Source organism: Formosa sp. Hel1_31_208, from assembly GCF_900104785.1.
Taxonomy (GTDB): domain Bacteria; phylum Bacteroidota; class Bacteroidia; order Flavobacteriales; family Flavobacteriaceae; genus Psychroserpens.
Window position 1 is genome coordinate 757091 of record NZ_LT629733.1, and the last position, 21479, is coordinate 778569.

Here is a 21479-nt window from a genome sequence, read left to right on the forward strand (position 1 = left end):
ATTTGTAGTGTTGAATCAATGAAGGTTCAATAGCATTAACTGTTTAACATTAAAATTTAAAATTATGAACACACTTAGAAACAAAGTACAGTTGATTGGAAGATTAGGACAAGATCCAGAAATTGTAAACTTCGAAGACGGAAACAAAATGGCAAAATTCTCTTTAGCTACAGATGATAGCTACAAAGACAAAGAGGGAAACAAAGTAGAACGTGCTTACTGGCATAATGTGATTGTGCGTGGCGGACTTGTAAAGGTAGTTGAAGAGTACGTCACTAAGGGCAAAGAAATAGCCATTGAAGGAAAGTTAACCAATCGGTCTTGGGACGACAAGGAGGGTAACAAGCGTTATACGACCGAAATTATTTGTAATGAATTATTAATGCTAGGGAAATAACAATCGGTAATCAATGTATTTTAAAAAGGCTTCCATCATGGAAGCCTTTTTTGTTTTTTAAATCACTTGAGGATTACATACCATTCATCATAACTAATTTCTCTTCAGAAATCAATTTACCTTCATTAGTAGTTCCTTCAATAAATATTTTTAATTCTTCTGAACCCGTATCTTTAAATTTAAGATTCATGATATTAGAACTGTTTATTTCTACATTAGGAATCCAATCAATAACGCCATAATCTTTAAAAAACTTTGTATCATAATACACATATTTCGGTGCGTAAAACTTCTTTTCTGATGTAAAAGTTAATGGAAGGTTTATTCTTTGATTAAATAATTTACGTTTATCATTCTTAAACTTCAAGTTTGGATTTGTATATAAATGTATTGTACCAGCCAAACTGATTGGCCCTCCATTAGGGTATTGTCTTTGAGTTCTGTCAAAAACAATATAATCCATATCACTCATGTCCCAACGATTTAAAATACTAAGATCGAATAAACGTTGTCCATTTAAGAAAATACCTGGAGAGCCTAATGCTCGACTTCTGACAATGGAAACTCGACCACCAATATCTTGAAAAGCAGTATATCCTTGAAAATTTAAATATGTGACTAAATCTATTGTATTATATCGTTTTTCATCATCAAACATATCAATTCTACCCGTAGGAAATCGTTTAGAGATCTTATCTGCTCTTTGTTTTTTCACATAAGCCTCTAATTGCACTTCGTCTAACAGTTCATATTCATCCCACGTTCTGTTAAATAATATATCTGAAGTGTTTGCTTCAAAGGTCGTCTCATCTTCAATAGTTAGTGCGTTTATGAAATTATCCATTTTAGGAACACTTGATGGTGAGAATTGCACATATAGATTTGCTTTTTTGATCTTTTTATCATTAATGACTTCTGTAAATTCGAGATACTCTCTATCTTCAATAAAGAATCCGCTTTCGCTGAAGCTTTGTTCACCATCTTTTAGGATGTAAGACTGTGCATCATGATTTGTCGTTGTATGTAAAACAAATTTGCCTTCGTCTTTAGTTGCATTATTGTTAGCTTTAAATGAGATGCCATTTTCGAAATCGAATAATTGTTGCGGTGGATTGTTGAAAATATCATTCCAAGAATAGCTACTCCAACCTTGAGTGATTAATAATTTATCAAGTTCAAATTTTTTCTTATCCGTTATATCTGTAAAATAGTATTTAGCATTTTCTATGTACCCTTTAACAAATGGTTGCAGCATGGTATAAGACAACATATTGTGATGTGTATTGTATGACTTAGTAGTTGCTGGTAGAATAGATACACTTAAATTTGCTATTTCATTAGGATTTAAACCTTTAAGTGGGATTTGTACAGTAAGAAAATTATCCTCTTTCCGAGTCGTTGCATCACTTGTTTTAAATGTTTCAACACCTTCATAATTAAAGTATAATCGCTCTAATATAGGTTGATTGTTTTCATTGAACAATGTGAAAATATTAATACCAGGATAGAGATCATTCTTGTCAATCGCTTTTGTCAATTTAGTGGCATCTGTAAACGTGATGGCACTTGTCTTTGATTTAAAACCATTATGAATAAATAAAGAATATGCCTTATTCTTCAACATTGGTAGTGTTTTTTTATTCGTATTAAAACTTAATAATACTTTTGATCCCAACTCTTTTAAGATGACATTGATACCTTTTTGTTCACTGAAGTTCAAGTCGAATGTTTGAACATCGTTATTAAATTCTAATTCTACAGTGTATGTGTTTTTAATATCATGTAATAATGGAAATTTACCAATACCCATAGCATTTGTTTGAAAATGAGTAACTATCGTCCCATATTGATCTAGGATATTTCCTGTAACACTAGAAACACCAAATCCGTTTACGTCTTTAATTACAACACCAATACTGTTTTCGGTATTAGCCACAATATGACCACCTTCGGGTAAAAACTGTGCATCAAGTTTTGCAGATATTACCTGAGGATCATTTTGAACGTCATTAGGATTGATGATTTTTATACTTTGTGTGTAGTAATTTTGTTCATCAAAATTTTTCATCCAATTGGTAAAAGTTTTGAATGTGTAATTCCCACTTGCAAGAAGGCTATCGACATAAAATACCCCAGACGTTTTGCCGCCTTTGGCCCATATTAATTGTTCTTTAACTGTATTATTTTTATCATCAGAAAGAACGACATAAACATTAGTTGTTTTTGATGATGGTTTTTTAGTGTTCTTGTCAAAAACGTAAACACTAAAACCGATTGTTTCACCATGCACGTACAGAGATTTGTTAAGATGTGCATATGCAACTTCTCTAGGTAAATTTACATAGTTATCATATGAGGATCTGAGGTCTACATTATTTTGTGCTGAAATAGTGTGCATAACAAATAAGCAAAAAATAAAAACGATTAATTTAGTGGGATTAGTTTTTAACGAGTGATACTTTTTTTTCATAGTAGAGGATGAATTAAAGAGTTAAACTAATTTATTGTGATTATCTTTTCATTTACAAGAAACGTGCCGAAATTTCCTACACCTTCAATAAACAGTTTGAATTGATTGTTTTTTGTATTCTTGACTTTAAGGGTTAAGTTGCCATTATCATCTGCTTTAAGATTTGGAAACCAATCAATGACACCATAGTTTTGAAAAAAAGTACTTTTATAATAGGTATAAGCGGGTGTGTAGAATTTTTTTTGTGTCGCGAAGGCTAAGGGTGGTTTAACTTTTAGACCAGCTTCTGGATTGTTATTATAACGTTCAGTTCTTAATTGTGGATCGGTAACAATCCTAATTACGCCTCCAGCCCCTCGAATACCTTCACCTAAACCTGATTTGTCTATTTGTACATAATCTACAATTGACATGTCTAAATTGAGCAGTATACCATTATCGAAAAGAAGTAGACCATCGAGATAGATAATTGGAGAACTTGATCCTAATGTTGTTCTTCTGGTATTCGTGATAGTTAAGGTTGTTGCATTTTGAAAGACATTAAATCCTTTGGTACTAATGTAGTTGCCAAAAGTGGTATAAGAATCGCGTTGCACATCAGTGAGAAAATCGATTTGTCCTATTGTATTACTCTTTATTTTTTCAATACGCTCTTCATCTCTTTTAGATACTATTAAGACCTCACCGAGTTCTTCAATATCTTTCCATGAACTATCTAAAATAGGTTCCTCTGGATTATAACGAAAAACAGTAGTCTCATTATAATCTAAAGTTGAAAATGAACGATTTAAATTCGGAACTTTTGAGGGCGTAAATTGTGCGTATAGACTTGGTTTTAGAACACGATTCTTTTTTTCTACGGCACCAATAGTAATCATTTCATCTTCGAAAGGTCGGAGGCCTTTAACGTTAAAAGACGATTCGCCATCTGGCACATTCATGGTTATGGTGGAGGAGTTATTTAATGGGTAAATAATAAACTGTTTTGCCTTGGTATTATTGAGGTTTGCCGTAAGACTAATCCCGTTTTCAAAGGCATAATTAGCTTTAGTATCGTAATTAAAAATCGTATTCCAATCATAACTACTCCAACCTTGTGTTAATAATAAATTGTCTAATTCTAATGTCTTTTTTCGATCGACTTTGGTAAAATAATATTTGGCATTTTCGACATAACCGTTAAGGTAGGGTTGAAGATATGTATAGGATATAATATTGTGATGGCCTCGATATGATTTGGTATTTGCAGGTAACACGGAAACACTAAAATTGTGCGGTTTGGTTTTGTCGATACCACTTACTGGAATTGTAATGACTAACGAATCGGTTTCTTGTTTTATAGTTTCCTTTCCGGTAAAAAGACGTTCTATACCATCGTGTTTGAAGAATAAACGTTCTAATACCGGCTTGTTAGTCTCATCAAATAAGGTGATAATGTTGATTCCTGGATACAAATCGGAATAATTAATCAATCTCGCAATTTCAGTTTTATCATTAAAAACCAAATCAATGACTTTTAACTGGCTTCCATTACTAAAGGATAGTTTGAATTTTTTGTTTGATATATCTGATAGTGTGCTCGCGTTTGTTCTAAACACTAGAGCAACTCGCTTACCTAAATCAGTTACGCTCATATTAATTCCCCGATTTTCGGCAGGTTGCAAAACAATAGGTGTAGAGTCTTCAGAATTTAATATCACCGAATACGTCTTTCCAGTTTCTGGAATGATATTGAATTTACTAATTCCAAAATCATTAGTTTTAAAATTTGTGATTTCGCTTCCTGTATTGTCCAATACAATTCCTTCTAAATTGCGAATTCCAAAGCCTTGTTCATTTTTGATAACAACACCCATTGTGTTTTGGGTATTCAAAATTAAATGACCACCTTCAGGTAAAAATTGAGCATCAATACCCGAATCTGACATCTTATTTGGAGCATTGTAGTCATTGGGATTTATGATTTTAATATTTTGAACATAGAAGTTTTGTTCGTCAAAGTTTTTCATCCAATTGGTATACCCCTTAAAGATGTAGTTACCAGATGCAAATGTGCTATCTATATTAAAGAGTCCAGAAGCAACGCCTTCCGTAGCTAATATTAATTTACTTTTTAGCACCTTACCAGTCTCAGTTTCAATTGAGCAATAGACGTTCGAGGTTACCTCAGAAGGTTTCTTAGTATACTTGTCAAAAATGTATATTGAGAACCCTAAACTTTCTCCGTTGAGTAAGGTTGTTTTGTTTAAATGTCCATATGCCGTTTCTCGAGGAAGCTTAGAGTAATTCTTATAGGCTTCAAAAAGATAAGTATCATCCTCTGCTTGTGCCATCACAGTATTTGAAAACAGGAAACAACACCCTAATACTATTAACTTAATTGTGTAGTCTTGATAATCAACAGGTTTAATCATAGTGAAAGTGTAAAGCTTTATAAGCAGATTTAGTTAGTTAGAGTTTATTAGTTTTTCTTCTGAAATAAAAGAACCATCGTTAGCGATACCTTCTATAAATAGCTTGAGTTGCTTATTTTTAGTATCCTTTATTTTGAATTTGATATAGCCGTCTTTATCAACCGTGCAATGACTAAACCAATCAATCACTCCGTAGTTCTCAAAGAAATCAGTACTATAGCTGGAATAGGTAGGTGCATAGAATTTCTTTCTTGCTGAAAATGCTAACGGCACTTTAATTTCTTGACCAGCATCTCGTGTGATGTTGTACTCTCTGGTTCTTAATTCAGAATTCGTAAAGATTTTTATCACACCATTAGCGCCGCGCATCCCCTCACCAAGGCCTTGTTTATCAATAATAACATAATCAAGTGTACTCATGTCTAAATCCATTAAAAACCGATGATCTTCTTGATCGATAAGCAGATTATTCAAATAAATTAATGGACGCATTTGAGAACTATTATCTTGAAACGTTGTTCGTCTGGGTAGTTGTATAATTAATGATCTAGGATCACGTGGGTCTTGAAACACACGAAATCCTTTGGTCGCTATGTAAGAGGCAAAATCCGTTGTGTTTTTGCGTTGTGAGTCTGTGAACACATCAACTCTTCCTTTATTAAATCGTTTAATCTTTTCAAAGCGTTCTTCTTCCTTTTTAGCAGTTAATACAACTTCATCTAATTCTTGAATATTTTTCCAAGATTCATCTAAAATAGGTCGGTCAGAGTTGAATGAATAGCCGGAATTATTACTGTATTTTAAGGAAGCGAAAGCTCCTGAAAGTTGGGGAATTTCAGTAGGTGAAAACTGCACATAAAGGTTAGGCCTTTCAACGCGATCATTTTTATCGACTACACCAATTTTTAATGTTTCACCTTCCATTGGGAGTAACCCTTTGGTAATGAAATTGCGCTGACCATCTTTTAATTCTAATGTAATTGTTGGTGTGTTCTGCTGTGGGTAAATAACAAACTTGTTGCCTTTTGTATTGTTTAAACTGGCATTAATGGTCAGTCCGTCCTCAAATTCAAAGCGTTTTACAGGTGGATTATTAAAAATAGTAGTCCAATCATAACTACTCCAGCCTTGTGTTAGTAGGAGATTATCTAACTCTAATATTTTCTTTTTATTAATAGCTGTGAAGTAGTATTTGGCATTTTCAATTCGACCTTTTACATAAGGTTTCAGAAAGGTATAAGAGACGATATTATGGTGATGATTATAGGATTTAGTCCCTTCAGGTAATACCGAAATGCTCAAATTATGAATCTCTTGGTTATTGATATTTTTTGCAGCAATTGATATCTCTAAAGAGTCTTTTGATGCTATCACATTTACCGCTTGTGTTTTAAGATGGCTAATACCATTGTGTTTAAAATATAAGCGCTCTAACATAGGTTGATTAGTGGCGTCAAATAAGGTGATAATGTTTATTCCAGTGAATAAATCATCGTGACTAATCAATGTGGTTATTTCCGAATTATCTCCGAATTTGATGTCAGTAGCATTGAGTTGATTTCCGTTACTGAATGTAAGTTTAAACGTTTGATTTGCAATAGTTGGTAAGGTTGAGGCGTTGGTTCTGAATACTAATGCTAATTTATTGTCAAGATCTTTAAGACTCATAGCTATTCCTCTTGCTTTACCTGAATCTAAAGTAACAACCGTTTCTTCCTCATCATCAAATTCTACCTTGTAAATACGACGACTCTTAGGTGTGAATTCAAATTTAGCGATACCAAAAGCATTAGTAATAAAATTAGTGAGCTCTAAGTCATAACCATCTGTTAATGTGCCTCTTAAATTGGGCACACCAAAACCGTAATCATCTTTTACAACTACACCAACCGTGTTTTTAATATCTAAGACTAAGTGACCACCTTCAGGCAAAAACTGAGCTTCAATATCAAAATAATCCTCTTCCTCTTCATTATTATTGTTGTCTTCCGGATTAATTACTTTTATGTGTTGTACATAAAAGTTCTGCTCTTCAAAGTTTTTCATCCAGTTAGTAAAAGCCTTAAAAATGTAGTTGCCGGAAGCGAATACACTATCAATTTCTATACTTCCTGAAGCGACACCATTAGTCGCTAGTATCAGTTTCTTTTTTAGAATCTTGCCAGCACTATTCTCTATGGTACAATAGACATTTCGCGTCACAATGGAAGATCGTTTGGTATATTTGTCGAATAAATACACCGTAAACCCGAGACTTTCACCATTAATTAGAGTAGATTTATTTAAATGACCATAAGCCGTCTCTCTCGGAAGTTTTCCATAGTCTTGGTACGTGTTAAAAAGATAAGCATCATCATTGATTTGCGCGCTTCCGAAGAACGCACACATCCCGAGCGTTATGCATAAGAATGACTGTAAGGATATGAAAGAGGAGTGGGAAGTTTTCATAGCATAAAGCGTTGATTCAATGAGGTAAAGTTAGCGCAAAACGTCATATTTTCTTACATATAAACTATTAATTTCTAGTTAAAATTTGATTTTATTGACAGATTAGTAACGACCTTATTTTAAAACTGAATATTCTGTAAAAAGAACTAACAAATTATCTAAATTACTAAAGCTTTACTACTTTTATCTAAATGATTTTGAACATGTCTACACCAACAAAACTTACAAGATTCAAGCAAAACGTAATGTCGAAATACCAGATTTATAATAGTATTTTTATGACCTTACCCTTTGACACTATAACTAAAACAGTTGTATTACTTCCTTTATTCCATGAAACTTGTAAAAAAGGATTTGAGTCTGGAGACGATCCTACAACTATTGTGGAGACCTTCTTTAAAAAATATCAAGGGAGAAGAAATAAAGAAAGTCAAATTAATCTGCTGTTTCGTTTTATTCAATACATAGAACGACAAGTCGTATTATTTGATGCCGTTGAAGATGCTGCATTTTCTGTAGTACATAATATGGAGGGTATTGGTACGCTTCGAAGTTTAAAAGAAAATGCAGAAGCTGAGAATAAGAAGCAGCTCTTGCAAGATTATCTCGAAGCGTTTAAAGTTCGGATAGTTTTGACGGCGCACCCAACTCAATTTTATCCTGGAACGGTATTGGGAATAATTACAGACTTAGCTGAAGCTATTAAATCTGATAATCTAATTGAGATTAATAGTCTGTTAGCCCAATTAGGAAAAACACCATTTTTCAAGGATAAAAAACCGACTCCTTATGATGAAGCAGTGAACCTTATTTGGTATTTAAAAAATGTATTTTACCATTCGTTTGGGTCAATTTATGACTATGTTCAAGATAATATTTTTGAGGGAAAAGAAATAGAGAATTCTATCATTAATATAGGGTTTTGGCCAGGTGGAGATCGTGATGGCAACCCATTTGTAACACCTCAAATCACACTAGATGTTGCTAAAAAATTAAAGGAATCAATCATTAAAAACTATATAAAAGATGTTAAGTACTTAAGAAGGCGTTTAACGTTTAAAGGAATCAGAGAACGTGTTATTGATCTTAATCATAAGTTACACAATACCTTATTGCATCGCAATGATAACTTCCAAGTCACGCTTGATGAATTTAGAAATGAGCTTAAAGAGATAAGAGATCAATTAATTACCGAACATCAGTCTTTGTTTGTTGAAAAGTTAACCACATTAATCAACCGGACCACTCTTTTCGGCTATCATTTTGCGAGCTTAGACATTCGTCAAGATAGTCGTGTTCACGATAGTATGTTTACAGCTTTGGTTACTGAACTTATTGACAGTGATAGTGAGCTATTCCCTAAAAATTATTTTGAACTCCCTTTAGACCAACAATTGAAACTGCTTTCTGAAGTTAAGGGATCTGTTAGAGACATAACATTTAAGGATGAGTTAGCTATAAATATTAGTGAAACTATCAAAGCAATGAAAACCATTCAAGAAGAAAATGGAGAGATTGCCTGTAACCGTTATATCATTAGTAATAATCAAACAACTTTAAACGTATTACAATTATTTGCCATGTTAAAAATTGTGGCGTTTCACGAATCTTTGACGGCTGATATCGTGCCATTATTTGAAACCGTAACCGATTTAGAAGCATCGCCAAAAGTGATGGAAGAGCTATATACTAATCCAAACTATAGAGCTCATTTAGAAGAACGGGATAACAAACAAACCATTATGTTAGGTTTTAGTGATGGTACCAAAGATGGTGGATATTTAATGGCTAATTGGGCAATTTTTAAGGCCAAGGAAGCCTTAACCGAATTGTCGCGCCGCTATGGTATTGGTGTTATTTTCTTTGATGGTAGAGGAGGACCACCTGCAAGAGGCGGAGGAAAGACGCATCAGTTTTATGCATCACTTGGGCCAACAATTGAAGACAAAGAAATTCAGTTGACCATTCAGGGACAAACTATAAGTTCTAATTTCGGAACCGTAGATTCGTCACAATATAATATGGAACAACTCATTAGTTCTGGGATTTCTAACCGGCTAAATGACAAAAATATAGCCATGTTACCTGATGATAAGTCTGTAATGGATAATTTGGCTAATATTAGTTACCAAACTTATGTTGATTTTAAAAATCACCCCATGTTCTTGCCTTATTTGGAGCGCATGAGTACTTTAAAATACTATGCAAAAACAAATATTGGGAGTCGGCCATCTAAACGAGGCAAATCAAGTAAACTTGTTTTTGAAGATTTAAGAGCGATTCCTTTTGTGGGAAGCTGGAGTCAGTTAAAACAAAATGTTCCTGGATTTTTTGGTGTTGGAACCGCGCTAAAGCATTATGAGGATAAAGACGAATTTGACAAGGTTAAAACATTATATCACAATTCAAGTTTCTTTAAAACTTTGGTAGAAAACAGTATGATGTCCTTATCTAAATCCTTTTTTGACCTTACGAAATATATGGCCGAAGATGAAGAGTTTGGTGCTTTTTGGACGGTTATTTATAAGGAATACGAAACTTCTAAACGATTATTACTAAAGCTCACTGGATATGGGGAATTGATGGAAAATGAACCTGTTGGTAAAGCATCAATTAATGTTAGAGAGTCTATCGTGTTACCTTTATTAACCATTCAGCAGTATGCATTAAAAAAGATTCAGGAATTAGAAAAGGCTGAGGTCAGAGATTTGAAACAAATTGAAATCTATGAGAAGATTGTGATGCGTTCTCTTTTCGGAAATATTAATGCAAGTCGAAATTCGGCCTAATCATTTGAGGATATTAAAAGAAAATCTCTTGTGCTAATCGGAAGGTGTTAGCATGAGCTTCAACAATAGTTTTAATGTCTGGAGAGTACCCACCTCCCATACTGCACATCACTGGTATTCCATAAGATTTGCAGGTGTCGAGTACAAACTTATCCCGGGATTTACAGCCTTCTAAAGTCATGCCGAGTTTCCCTAGTTTGTCTGTTTCAATTACGTCAACACCGCATAGGTAGTAGATAAAATCGGGTTGTTCTTGTTCAATCAATTTGGGTAGTGCATTTTGTAGAAGATTTAGGTAAGTCTCGTCATTAGTGTTATTCTCTAAGGCGATATCTAGATCACTTATTTCCTTTTTAAATGGATAGTTCCCTTTCCCATGCATTGAAAAGGTGAAGACTGTTGGGTCATTTTGAAATATTTCAGCAGTGCCATTTCCTTGGTGTACGTCCAAATCTACAATAAGAATTTTTTCTGCTAGTTTTTGCTTCTGAAGATAGCGTGCTCCAATAGCTTGATCGTTTAAAAGACAAAAGGCTTCACCGCGATTGGTATACGCATGATGCGTCCCTCCCGCAATATTCATAGCTATACCATTTGACAGCGCAAATTCACTGGCCTTTATCGTTCCATCGGCAATAATGACTTCACGTGTTACTAAAATATCACTTAATGGGAATCCAATTTTTCTTGCCGCTCTTCTATCTAAAGTTAGCTGCTTAAGATCTTGATAGTAAGCTTTGTCATGAACACGCAGAATATGATCTTCTTTAGGAATGTTAGGTTCAAAAAAATGTGCTTCTGTGCACGTGCCTTCATAACGCAATTGCTCTGGAAGCAATTCATATTTTAGCATTGGAAAGCGATGCCTTTCTGGTAATGGATGTTTATAAATAGGATGAAAAGCTATTTTGAGCATATTAACTTATCTGCAACCCACTATTAACCGTTGTATCCGGATTAACAAACACCAATTTGCCTTCAGGAGTTTCAGTCATTAAGATCATGCCCTCGCTTTCAACACCTCGTAATGCTCTAGGTGCTAAATTTACTAAAACAGTCACTTGTTTGCCAATTACTTCTTCGGGAGTAAAACTTTCCGCAATACCAGAAACAATGGTTCTGGTATCAATACCGGTATCTACTTTTAGCATGAGAAGTTTTTTTGTTTTGGGCATTTTTTCAGCTTCCAGAATCGTACCTACTCTCATGTCTAGTTTCGTAAAATCTTCGAACACAATGATGTCTTTTTGTGGTTCAATTTCTTTATTAGCAGCTTCATTCACTTTTTTACTCGCTTCTAGTTTATCGAGTTGTTCTTGAATAGTTTTGTCTTCGATTTTTGAAAACAATAATTCGCCTTTCCCAATTTGATGTTCAGATGGAATAAGAATGTCTTTAGTTGAAATATCACTCCAAGAATTATCATCAGTGTTTAGAATACTTTTTAATTTCGTTGAAGTAAATGGCAAAAATGGCTCACACAAGGTCGCTAAAGCACTTGCTATTTGAAGTGCAACAAACATTATGGTCTTGGTGCGAGTGCCATCTGTTTTAACTAATTTCCACGGTTCTTCATCAGCTAAATATTTATTTCCAAGACGGGCTAAATTCATCAACTCTTGACTCGCTTCTCTAAAACGGTAGCGTTCAAGAGAACTTTCAATAACCGATGGATACGCTTTTATAGTCGCTAAAGTTTTATTATCCACTTCTGAAAATTCTGAAGCTTCTGGCACAATACCATCATAATATTTATTGGTAAGCACAACAACGCGGTTTATAAAATTTCCGAAGATAGCCACTAACTCATTGTTATTTCTTGCTTGAAAATCTTTCCAGGTAAAATCATTATCCTTGCTCTCTGGCGCATTAGCCGTTAAAGCATAGCGCAACACATCTTGCTGATTAGGGAAATCTTCTAAGTAGTCGGGTAGCCAAACAGCCCAATTTTTAGAGGTAGATAGTTTCTTGCCTTCCAAATTTAAAAATTCATTTGCCGGAACATTATCTGGTAAAATATATGAGCCTTCAGCTTTTAACATTGCTGGAAACATGATACAGTGAAATACAATATTGTCTTTGCCTATAAAGTGCACTAATTTAGTGTCTTTATCTTTCCAATAGGGTTCCCAGTCTTTACCTTCGCGTTTTGCCCATTCTTTGGTTGAAGAAATATACCCAATAGGTGCATCAAACCACACGTAAAGCACTTTCCCTTCGCCTCCTGGAACAGGAACTGGAATTCCCCAATCCAAATCACGTGTTACAGCTCTTGGCCTTAACCCATCATCAATCCAAGATTTTACTTGTCCGTAAACATTAGGCTTCCAATCTTTTTTGTGGCCTTTTAAGATCCATTCTTTTAAAAAGTCCTCATGTTTATTTAAGGGTAGAAACCAGTGTTTGGTTTCTTTTAAGGTTGGCACATTTCCAGTAATTGCCGATTTTGGATTTATGAGATCGGTTGCATTCAAGCTGGAGCCACAATTTTCACATTGATCGCCATAAGCTTCTTCGTTTCCACATTTCGGACAAGTACCAGTGACAAAGCGATCGGCTAAAAATTGATTTGCTTCTGCGTCATACAATTGCTCTGTGACTTCCTCAACAAATTCGTGCTTATCATAAAGGGTTTTAAAAAACTCTGAAGCGGTATCATGATGAATTTTTGCTGAAGTACGAGAATAATTATCGAATGTAATTCCGAAGTCTACAAATGATTTTTTAATAATCGCATGATATTTGTCTACGATATCTTGAGGTGAGACACCTTCTTTTTTTGCTTTAATTGTGATTGGCACACCATGTTCATCGCTTCCACAAATAAAAGCCACATCATTTCCGGTTAATCGTTTGTAGCGGGCATATATATCTGCGGGGACATAAACACCAGCGAGATGTCCGATATGTATGGGACCGTTAGTGTATGGTAATGCTGCCGTAATGGTATATCGTTTAGACATCTTGAATTCGTTTTAACAAGCCACAAAAGTACGCAATTTGCAAGGGATTTAGAAACGAGCATTTATAAATTTTAAGCTTCATTTTTATTAGGAAATGTTTAATATTTTTAGTGACAGAACCCAGTGGTTGTTGACGTTCTTAATTTTATAATTAATTTATGCGTTGATAATTATTAAATTTAAACATGTGAAAAAAAATGTACATTTACATTATGTCTAAAATCCGTATTTTTTTTCTCTTAAGCATCCTGTTTTTTTCCTTCGGAAAGTTACAAGCTCAAAATAAATCTGTTCAACAAAACCAAACTGCTTTGATACAACCACAATACTTAAAGGCTGGAGATACAGTTGCAATTGTCGCTCCTTCAGGAATTTTAAAAAACAGAAATGAAGAAATTGGACGAGCTCTTGCTTTATTGGATAGTTTGGGATTAAATGCCGTTGTTGGAAAACATGTGTTTAAGCAAGAAGATCATTTTGCAGGAACCGATGATGAACGTTGTGAAGATTTTCAAAAGGCTTTAGATGATCCAACTATAAGCGCAATTTGGTGCGCTAGAGGGGGTTATGGCACGGTTAGAATTCTAGATAAATTAGATTACACTAAGTTTAAAGAACACCCAAAATGGATTATTGGATATAGTGATATTACGGCATTACACAATCAAGTTCACAATGAAGGGTATCAATCAATTCATGCGCTGATGTGTGTGAGTTTAACAGAAGATTTAAATGATATTAAAGAGACTATAGATACATTTAGGTCTACAATTTTTGGCAATCCCGTGAGCTATACTTTAAAGGGCTCATCATACAACAAAGAAGGCGAAGCCATAGGGCCTTTAGTTGGAGGAAATCTTACGATGCTTCACACCATGCTTGGTTCTAAGACTAGTATTGATACTTCTGGTAAAATTTTATTTATTGAAGAGATAGGAGAATACAAGTATCATATAGATCGCATGTTACAAAGTTTAAAGCGTGCTGGTTATTTTGATAATTGTAAAGGCTTAATTGTAGGCGATATGAGTAAGCTTAGAAAGAATACCACACTTTGGGGCACTTCAGTTGAGCAACTGATTATAGATGCCTTGGCTGATTATGATTTTCCAATTGCCTTTCATATGCCAGCGGGACATGAAAAAGATAATCGTGCTATGATTTTTGGAATGACCATAAAGCTTGAAGTAAAAAAAGATAAAGCGATTTTGAATTATTAGTAGAAGCCAATTCTTATGGCAAGCCACAACGACTTAGGGAAATATGGAGAACAGTTAGCTGTTGATTTTTTGTTAAATAAAGGATATGCACTACTTGCGACTAACTATGTTTACCAAAAAGCAGAAATTGATATCATTGCATTATTTGAGGGGACTCTAGCCGTTGTTGAGGTTAAAACACGTTCATCTTTAGATTTTGGAAATCCTCAGGATTTTTTAAAACCGAAACAAATCCAGCGCATAATTAAAGCTGTAAATGAATTTGTATTATCAAATGATCTTGATGTGGAGGTCAGGTTTGATATTATTGCTATTGTAAAGAAAGGCAGTAAATATGATATCGAGCATTTAGAAAATGCCTTTTATCACTTCTAAAAAAAGATGTTGATGCAAGCTAAAAGTAGAACATAATAACAGGCATTAATAATTTTATCTTTCTGACTAAGGGATAAATATCGTTTCAATTCATTTCTAAATACTTTAGACGATAAACTCACAGATAGAATTATAATTGCAGAAAAGATAAACCAGTACAAAGAATCAGGATAACTTAAAAAATGGCCAGTAGCAATAAATGCAGCTATTAATAAACCTGAAACCACAAATTTTATTTTCTCTAGTTTTTTGAGATTATTGCGTCTAGCGCACTCAAAGAATTTATAGAGTAAAATCGCAATAAGACTAATACCTATTATAAAAGTATAACTCATTTAGAGGATAAAAATTTTAGATAATAAAAATATGATTTTTTTTTAATGATTAAAACTATTTTAAGGATTAGTTTTGAACAATATGATTAAACCCATGCAATGCGAAAAGTATAACATGTTATGAGCTTAATGATAAAAGTTCATTTCATCTAAATATTCCCAAACGTGTTCGGGTAACATTGGTCGCACATTTTTTCCTTCTTTTATCGCATTTCTGATAAACGTAGATGATAATTCCATAATTGGAGCATCAACTTTGTGGATATTGATGTGGTCGTCAAATTTTGATTCTAATTGTCCTTCAGAAATTCTCGGATACACATAGATATTGTGATTCGCTAAAATCAATTTAAAGTTTTTCCATTTGTGAAAACTCTTTAAATTATCTTCTCCCATAATCAGTGAAAACTCATGTTGAGGATATTTTTCTTGCAGATAAACTAGCGTATTAATAGTATAATTGGGTTGGGGCAAACTAAATTCAATATCACTAGGCTCCAGTTTATTATAATCCTTGGTAGCACGATATACCATTTCATAGCGTTGACGATCATCTAGAAGCGAGCTTTTCTTTTTAAAGGGACTATGAGGCGTGACTACAAACCAAAGTTTATCCAAATCACTATATTCTACCATGTGATTGGCAATCGTAAGGTGACCAATGTGAATTGGATTAAATGTTCCAAAATAGAGTCCAATTTTCATGACTTCTCATTAATAAAGTTAGACACTAGGGCATACGCATCATCAAGTGCTCTATCTAAATCTTTATTGAGTACAATTTCATCAAACAAAGGTGCTGTTGCCAATTCGGCAGGAGCTTTGGCTACGCGCATACTAATCTTTTCAGCACTTTCTTCACCACGTTGTTTAAGTCTAATAATTAACTCATTCAAATCTGGAGGTTTTACAAATATAGCGAGCGTTTCATCAGGAAATTTCTTCTTAATACGAAGTCCGCCAGATACATCTATATCAAAAATTACGTTTTTACCTTTGGCCCAAATACGCTCAATTTCAGTTTTAAGTGTGCCATAAAAGTTATCTCTATAGACTTCTTCCCATTCTAAAAACTCGTCATTTTTTATCTTGTTTTTAAATGTTTTTAAATCTAAGAAATAATAATCTTTCCCATCAGTTTCCTGGCCTCTTTTTTCTCGAGAAGTTGCTGAAATAGAGAACTCTAAATTGAGTTCTTTTTGATTTAATAAGTGTCTAACTATGGTTGTTTTTCCAGATCCAGAGGGTGCTGAAAATACAATTAATTTACCTGTTTTTTGAGTGCTATTATTTTTCAAAAATGTGATTTATAACGTTGTTTTTAAAGAACATTCAATAATTGTTCCTTAATTTTTTCAAGTTCATCTTTCATTTGTACGACTAATTTCTGCATAGGTGCATAATTAGATTTGGATCCAATAGTATTAATTTCACGACCCATTTCCTGAGCAATAAACCCAAGCTTTTTTCCATTTGAATCATCAGATTTTAAAGCCTTTTGAAAGTAATCTAAATGGTTTTTTAGGCGAACTTTTTCTTCTGTGATATCAAATTTTTCAATATAATAAACGAGTTCTTGCTCAAATCGGTTTTCATCTACTTTCTCTTTGATTTCTGAGATCCCTTTGTTTAAGCGTTCTCTAACACCTTCAATCCGTTCCGGATCCATGGCAATAACCTCTTCTAAGAGGGTAGAAATATTTTGTACTCGCGTGAGAAATTCTGTTTCAAGACTTTTTCCTTCATCGCGTCGGTATTCGTGTATTTTTTCTAAACTCTTATCTATTTCAGTTGCAATTAGTTTCCATTCATCTTCATCAATGTCATCCCGTTCAGTAGTTATTGCATCGGGAAGTCTAATAGCCATCTTTAACAGCTCTGTATCATCACCATCAACAACATCTTTTAATTGCTTCATGTACTGTTTTACAACCGTCTTATTAATCTGTGAAGAGGTTGCTTCTCCAGTAATTTCCATATATAAAGAAAAATCAACCTTACCTCTCACTAATTTGGAAGCAATAAGCTTTCTTATTGCTAATTCCTTTTCACGATACATTGACGGCATACGTGTATTTAAATCGAGATTTTTACTGTTAAGTGATTTTACTTCGATTGATATTTTCTTGGTTGGGAGTTGTATTACAGATTTCCCATAACCTGTCATTGATTGGATCATGTACAAATTTTAAAAGTTGAACAAAGGTAACGAAAATCATAAAGTTATGAATGATCCTAAAACATTATAAAAAACGATAACTTTGCAGATCTTAAAACTGTCCTGATGTATAAAAAAGATTTTGAAATTAGATGGAGTGATGTTGATGCTAATAGCCATTTAGCCAATTCAGCATATGTTAACTTTATGAGTCATACGCGTGTTGGGTTTTTAAATACACACGGATTTTCTATGAAAGAGCTCATTAATCATGGTATAGGTCCTGTAGTCTTTTCTGAGCAGATCTATTATTTTAAAGAATCTTTTCTTGGCCAAACCTTGACAGTAACACTTGCCGTTTCGGGATTAAGTGAAGATGGGATGTTTTTTAAGTTTGAACATAATTTTTATAATCAAAAAGGACAACATGTTGCGACTTGTGATATACTTGGAGCGTGGATTAATTTAAAAACGAGACAACTTATTAGTCTACCCGAAAACCTTTTGAGTTTAATAGCACAGTTTCCGAGATCAGAAAATTTCAAAACATTAACGAAAGAGGATACCAGAAAATCTGGTAAAAAGCCTATAAATCTAAGTTGATAGTTTTGGCTTTTTGGTAACTAAATACACCCCTGAAAAAATCAGTAGCATAGCAACTATCTTAACTGGACTAACCACATCAACTCCCATAACAATAGCAAAAACCCCAGCAATTACAGGCTGTAAATAAATAAATACGCCTACTGTTGATGCTTTAAGTGATCTTAAGGCCAATGGGTTTAAGATGTAAGTTCCAAATGTTGCACCGATGACTACAAATAGCACCGAGAACCAGATGTAAGGTGTGAAAGTATCCCATTGAATTTCTGTAGTCTCATGATATCCAAAAGGTAAGACAAGAAGTAGCCCAAATAAAAATAGCCATTTAATAAAAGTGAATGGATGGTATTTTGCGGTTAATTTTTTAATGATAATGATGTAGATACTATAAGAAATAGCATTAATGAATATTAAAGTATTTCCAAGTGGCACATTGTCTCCAATACGTGTTGACTTTCCAAGTATTGTCAATAAAATTCCACCACAAAACCCTAAAACAACCCCAAGAATCTTTAATCTAGTGATTTTTTCTGACAAGAAAAATGAAGATAAAATGAGAATAATAATTGGTGTGATTGTTACGATTACAGAGGCGTGGATGGGAGAAGTTAATTCTAAGCCTTTTAGAAATAGTAGCATATTAATTGCTACACCGAATACTGCTCCTAAGAAAAAGGTGAAATAATCTTTAAGTTCAATTTTTTCTTGTTTAAAAAACAATCCAAAAATCCAAAATAATAGTGTTGCTCCTCCAACCCTTAATAGCACCAAGGAAAATGGTTTCACAAAACTTTCATTAATAACGATTTTGGCGAAGGTATAGTTTAAGCCATAGAGTAACTGCACTAAAAAGAGGGCAATAATGGCAAATTTCTGTTTATTCATGTAAATGGATAAAAGCTTTTGCAGCTTCTACAGTTTTAGAACTATTTCCAATAAAAATATGATTGTTATATACTAGAACAGGTCGTTTTAAGAAGGTATAATGCTTGAGAATATAGGCCTTAAAGTCGGCTTCCGAAAGTTGTTTGTCCTTTAAACCTTCACTTTTGTATAGCTGCGCACGTTTGCTGAATAATGCTTCGTATGATCCTGAGAGTGATTTTAATTCATCTAACTGTATTTCATTTATTGGATTAGATTTTATTTCCTGAAGGACCACTGAACTGGGTAAATTGAGCTCATTAATAATCCTTGTGCACGTATTACACGTTTTAAGATAGAAAATTCTATTCATTTGGTGTGGGTTGATTTGCAAAGTAAATAGAAATTAAGGTAAATTTGGCTACTTTTAGATAAATTTTAGGAGCTTATGGACTATTATGGAATAGCATCTATTTTAATCGTGTTTTCAGCACTTTTTGGATATATAAATGTAAAGTATTTAAAATTACCCATAACAATTGGCTTAATGCTCATCACCATTGTATTTACAATTATTGTGGTTGTTATAGGTCAGTTTGATGATACGTTGTTGTTGCGTGAAAAAGAATTGATAACTCAAATAGATTTTAAAACAGTGCTTTTAGACATTATGCTCAGTTTTTTGCTATTTGCAGGAGCTTTACATACTAATTTTAATCAACTCAAAACACAACGTGGGCCAGTGTTAGTTTTTGCCACACTGGGCGTATTAGTGTCTACGTTTTTGATTGGTATTTTTATGTTTTATATGTTCTCTCTTTTTGGTTATCATATTAGTTTTATTTATTGTTTATTATTCGGAGCATTGATCTCTCCTACAGATCCTATCGCTGTGCTCGGAATTTTAAAGAAAGCAAATGCGCCAAAAAAATTAGAAGCTAAAATTGTTGGCGAATCCTTATTCAATGATGGTGTAGGAGTCGTTGTATTTTTAACTATATTTTCAATTGCTGAATCTCCGAATGCAGCCATAGAGGTTTCTCAAATATTGGAGTTATTTGGTATAGAAGTTCTTGGTGGAATTGGCCTAGGTCTGGTTTTAGGATATACAACATACAAACTTTTGAAATCCATAGATAATTACGAAGTTGAGGTTATTATCACTATTGCAACCGTTATGGGTGGAAGCCTATTAGCACATAAATTGCATATGTCAGCGCCTTTAGCTATGGTAACAGCTGGACTTATGGTTGGTCACGATACCGTCAGGAATTCGGCAATGTCTGAAATTACAGAAGCTTATGTAGATAAATTTTGGGAGCTCATTGATGTCTTGCTCAATACGGTCTTGTTTGTGATGATAGGTATGGAAATGCTGGTAATCAATTTTGAACGTAATTTTATAATCGCTGGTCTTATAGCAATTCCACTCGTATTGTTTAGTCGATACGCCTCACTATGGTTTCCTATTAAGTTTTTTGCAAAAAAGTTAGAATTCGTCCCCAATACAAACCTAATTATGACTTGGGGCGGATTGCGCGGTGGAATTTCAATAGCATTAGCCTTAAGTCTCACACAAGAGATGCATCGTGAATTGTTTTTGGTTATTACTTATGTCATTGTTGTATTTTCAATTATTGGTCAAGGATTGACGGTGGAATCAATTATTAAACGGCTAACAAACAAATTAGATTAGTACTTCAATAAATAAGAAGTCACCTCTTCAAATGGAATATTAAACTCAATAATACCTTGAGCATAAGAGGCAATTTCATAAGGATTATATAAAATAATTAAGCCTTCATCACTATAACCAATAGTTTCTGGTAGTTGAAAGTTTTCTCCAAAGAATACATCTTCCATGGAGTCACCATCAGAACTTGTATCTAACGCTTTGTTCAGTTTGCTTTCGACCAGCTTTGAAAAACCCTCTATATTAGAAATAAGATCTAAATTTGTCAATAGCGCTCCTGTTTCGGCATTAAAATTCAGAAATTTGACTAAGGTATTACCATGTGCCCCTCCTGTATCTAAATACGAATTTACTACTATGCATATCAAATCAGGAGAACGATACGTAACTTCGCTATCAATAAAAGCTTCCCATTTTTGAGATGCTTCCGGAAAATCAGTTTTAAAGTCTACAAATGCTTTATCAAATTGCTCAGCTGCTTCCTTAACATTCGTGATTTTAATGGAGTCGTTACTTAAATCAAGCTGATTTGCAATGTAATTCTCTAGGGTCTTATTGATGAGTTTACTCGCTTCGGAGGTGCTTATTGCATTTGGATAGTTGATAGAAATCTCTGCCTCTTCAGACGATTCAATGTTAGCTTCCGAAAACGCAATAGGAATATCTTCTTTGCATGAAAAAAGGAATAAGATACAGATGAAAAGCAGTGCAGTATTTTTCAAAAGTTAAGCGATTTTATTAAACATTGAA

The 21479-nt window shown here is 33.8% G+C and carries 17 protein-coding genes; 6 read left to right on the forward strand and 11 right to left on the reverse strand.

Features of this window, described 5'->3' with window-relative positions; genetic code table 11:
• The first annotated feature begins 64 nt into the window (after positions 1–64).
• Positions 65–397: a single-stranded DNA-binding protein gene (locus BLT57_RS03265; RefSeq protein ID WP_091422216.1), complete on the forward strand. Its 333-nt coding sequence runs from the start codon at positions 65–67 to the stop codon at positions 395–397.
• Positions 398–470: 73 nt separating this feature from the next.
• Here the strand turns inward: BLT57_RS03265 and BLT57_RS03270 are convergent, their stop codons facing one another.
• The 3 genes from BLT57_RS03270 to BLT57_RS03280 all read right to left on the reverse strand — a co-directional run bounded on the left by BLT57_RS03270 (position 471) and on the right by BLT57_RS03280 (position 7729).
• Positions 471–2795, reverse strand: coding sequence for a hypothetical protein (locus BLT57_RS03270; RefSeq protein ID WP_091422219.1), 2325 nt, complete (start codon positions 2793–2795; stop codon positions 471–473).
• Positions 2796–2893: 98 nt separating this feature from the next.
• Positions 2894–5281, reverse strand: a complete 2388-nt coding sequence (locus BLT57_RS03275; protein WP_091422224.1) for a hypothetical protein — start codon at positions 5279–5281, stop codon at positions 2894–2896.
• A gap of 33 nt (positions 5282–5314) precedes the next feature.
• The gene (locus tag BLT57_RS03280; RefSeq protein WP_157717109.1) at positions 5315–7729 is read right to left on the reverse strand and encodes a hypothetical protein; all 2415 of its coding nucleotides are present in this window, start codon (positions 7727–7729) and stop codon (positions 5315–5317) included.
• 203 nt (positions 7730–7932) lie between these two features.
• Here BLT57_RS03280 and BLT57_RS03285 point away from each other — a divergent pair, with 203 nt between their 5' ends.
• Positions 7933–10518: a phosphoenolpyruvate carboxylase gene (locus BLT57_RS03285; RefSeq protein WP_091422230.1), complete on the forward strand. Its 2586-nt coding sequence runs from the start codon at positions 7933–7935 to the stop codon at positions 10516–10518.
• Positions 10519–10531: 13 nt separating this feature from the next.
• Here BLT57_RS03285 and BLT57_RS03290 read toward each other — a convergent pair whose 3' ends face one another.
• Positions 10532–11434 carry a histone deacetylase gene (locus tag BLT57_RS03290; protein WP_091422234.1) on the reverse strand — a complete coding sequence of 301 codons (903 nt, stop codon included), beginning with the start codon at positions 11432–11434 and terminating at the stop codon, positions 10532–10534.
• Between the two features lies 1 nt (position 11435).
• A complete protein-coding gene (gene metG / locus BLT57_RS03295; protein WP_091422239.1) occupies positions 11436–13481 on the reverse strand; it encodes a methionine--tRNA ligase in 2046 nt (681 codons plus the stop codon).
• A gap of 212 nt (positions 13482–13693) precedes the next feature.
• Here metG and BLT57_RS03300 point away from each other — a divergent pair, with 212 nt between their 5' ends.
• Both BLT57_RS03300 and BLT57_RS03305 read left to right on the forward strand, forming a co-directional pair.
• Positions 13694–14701, forward strand: coding sequence for an LD-carboxypeptidase (locus tag BLT57_RS03300; RefSeq protein WP_091422244.1), 1008 nt, complete (start codon positions 13694–13696; stop codon positions 14699–14701).
• Between the two features lie 15 nt (positions 14702–14716).
• The gene (locus tag BLT57_RS03305) at positions 14717–15076 is read left to right on the forward strand and encodes a YraN family protein (protein WP_091422248.1); all 360 of its coding nucleotides are present in this window, start codon (positions 14717–14719) and stop codon (positions 15074–15076) included.
• 461 nt (positions 15077–15537) lie between these two features.
• Here BLT57_RS03305 and nadD read toward each other — a convergent pair whose 3' ends face one another.
• From nadD to BLT57_RS03325, 3 genes are read right to left on the reverse strand one after another with little or no spacing between them, the layout of a single operon-like run.
• A complete protein-coding gene (gene nadD / locus BLT57_RS03315) occupies positions 15538–16116 on the reverse strand; it encodes a nicotinate (nicotinamide) nucleotide adenylyltransferase (RefSeq protein WP_091422256.1) in 579 nt (192 codons plus the stop codon).
• The gene (gene gmk, locus BLT57_RS03320; protein ID WP_091422258.1) at positions 16113–16709 is read right to left on the reverse strand and encodes a guanylate kinase; all 597 of its coding nucleotides are present in this window, start codon (positions 16707–16709) and stop codon (positions 16113–16115) included. Before gmk ends, nadD begins: the two co-directional genes overlap by 4 nt.
• Before the next feature lie 23 nt (positions 16710–16732).
• Entirely contained in the window at positions 16733–17590 is an 858-nt protein-coding gene (locus BLT57_RS03325; protein ID WP_091422260.1) for a YicC/YloC family endoribonuclease, read from the reverse strand.
• A gap of 105 nt (positions 17591–17695) precedes the next feature.
• Between BLT57_RS03325 and BLT57_RS03330 the strand changes: the two genes are divergently transcribed.
• Complete coding sequence (locus tag BLT57_RS03330) at positions 17696–18172, forward strand: thioesterase family protein (RefSeq protein ID WP_091422262.1); 477 nt, start codon at positions 17696–17698, stop codon at positions 18170–18172.
• On the opposite strand, the gene BLT57_RS03335 is transcribed toward BLT57_RS03330, so the two are convergent.
• Together BLT57_RS03335 and BLT57_RS03340 are read right to left on the reverse strand one after the other, a co-directional pair.
• Positions 18164–19057: a DMT family transporter gene (locus BLT57_RS03335; protein ID WP_091422265.1), complete on the reverse strand. Its 894-nt coding sequence runs from the start codon at positions 19055–19057 to the stop codon at positions 18164–18166. The genes BLT57_RS03330 and BLT57_RS03335 overlap by 9 nt on opposite strands.
• Positions 19050–19409: an arsenate reductase family protein gene (locus tag BLT57_RS03340; RefSeq protein WP_091422272.1), complete on the reverse strand. Its 360-nt coding sequence runs from the start codon at positions 19407–19409 to the stop codon at positions 19050–19052. Before BLT57_RS03340 ends, BLT57_RS03335 begins: the two co-directional genes overlap by 8 nt.
• A 75-nt stretch (positions 19410–19484) precedes the next feature.
• On the opposite strand from BLT57_RS03340, the gene BLT57_RS03345 reads away from it, so the two are divergent.
• Positions 19485–20732: a sodium:proton antiporter gene (locus BLT57_RS03345; RefSeq protein ID WP_091422275.1), complete on the forward strand. Its 1248-nt coding sequence runs from the start codon at positions 19485–19487 to the stop codon at positions 20730–20732.
• On the opposite strand, the gene BLT57_RS03350 is transcribed toward BLT57_RS03345, so the two are convergent.
• Positions 20729–21451 carry a DUF3298 and DUF4163 domain-containing protein gene (locus BLT57_RS03350; RefSeq protein WP_091422277.1) on the reverse strand — a complete coding sequence of 241 codons (723 nt, stop codon included), beginning with the start codon at positions 21449–21451 and terminating at the stop codon, positions 20729–20731. The two genes, BLT57_RS03345 and BLT57_RS03350, sit on opposite strands and share 4 nt — an antisense overlap.
• Between the last annotated feature and the right edge of the window lie 28 nt (positions 21452–21479).

What these genes read in the sequence shown, in the direction of transcription:
- BLT57_RS03265 (WP_091422216.1), top strand. Translation starts at nt 65, where the DNA reads ATGAACACACTTAGAAACAAAGTACAGTTGATTGGAAGATTAGGACAA.
- BLT57_RS03270 (WP_091422219.1), bottom strand. Translation starts at nt 2,795, where the DNA reads ATGCACACTATTTCAGCACAAAATAATGTAGACCTCAGATCCTCATAT.
- BLT57_RS03275 (WP_091422224.1), bottom strand. Translation starts at nt 5,281, where the DNA reads ATGATTAAACCTGTTGATTATCAAGACTACACAATTAAGTTAATAGTA.
- BLT57_RS03280 (WP_157717109.1), bottom strand. Translation starts at nt 7,729, where the DNA reads ATGAAAACTTCCCACTCCTCTTTCATATCCTTACAGTCATTCTTATGC.
- BLT57_RS03285 (WP_091422230.1), top strand. Translation starts at nt 7,933, where the DNA reads ATGTCTACACCAACAAAACTTACAAGATTCAAGCAAAACGTAATGTCG.
- BLT57_RS03290 (WP_091422234.1), bottom strand. Translation starts at nt 11,434, where the DNA reads ATGCTCAAAATAGCTTTTCATCCTATTTATAAACATCCATTACCAGAA.
- metG (WP_091422239.1), bottom strand. Translation starts at nt 13,481, where the DNA reads ATGTCTAAACGATATACCATTACGGCAGCATTACCATACACTAACGGT.
- BLT57_RS03300 (WP_091422244.1), top strand. Translation starts at nt 13,694, where the DNA reads ATGTCTAAAATCCGTATTTTTTTTCTCTTAAGCATCCTGTTTTTTTCC.
- BLT57_RS03305 (WP_091422248.1), top strand. Translation starts at nt 14,717, where the DNA reads ATGGCAAGCCACAACGACTTAGGGAAATATGGAGAACAGTTAGCTGTT.
- nadD (WP_091422256.1), bottom strand. Translation starts at nt 16,116, where the DNA reads ATGAAAATTGGACTCTATTTTGGAACATTTAATCCAATTCACATTGGT.
- BLT57_RS03325 (WP_091422260.1), bottom strand. Translation starts at nt 17,590, where the DNA reads ATGATCCAATCAATGACAGGTTATGGGAAATCTGTAATACAACTCCCA.
- BLT57_RS03330 (WP_091422262.1), top strand. Translation starts at nt 17,696, where the DNA reads ATGTATAAAAAAGATTTTGAAATTAGATGGAGTGATGTTGATGCTAAT.
- BLT57_RS03335 (WP_091422265.1), bottom strand. Translation starts at nt 19,057, where the DNA reads ATGAATAAACAGAAATTTGCCATTATTGCCCTCTTTTTAGTGCAGTTA.
- BLT57_RS03340 (WP_091422272.1), bottom strand. Translation starts at nt 19,409, where the DNA reads ATGAATAGAATTTTCTATCTTAAAACGTGTAATACGTGCACAAGGATT.
- BLT57_RS03345 (WP_091422275.1), top strand. Translation starts at nt 19,485, where the DNA reads ATGGACTATTATGGAATAGCATCTATTTTAATCGTGTTTTCAGCACTT.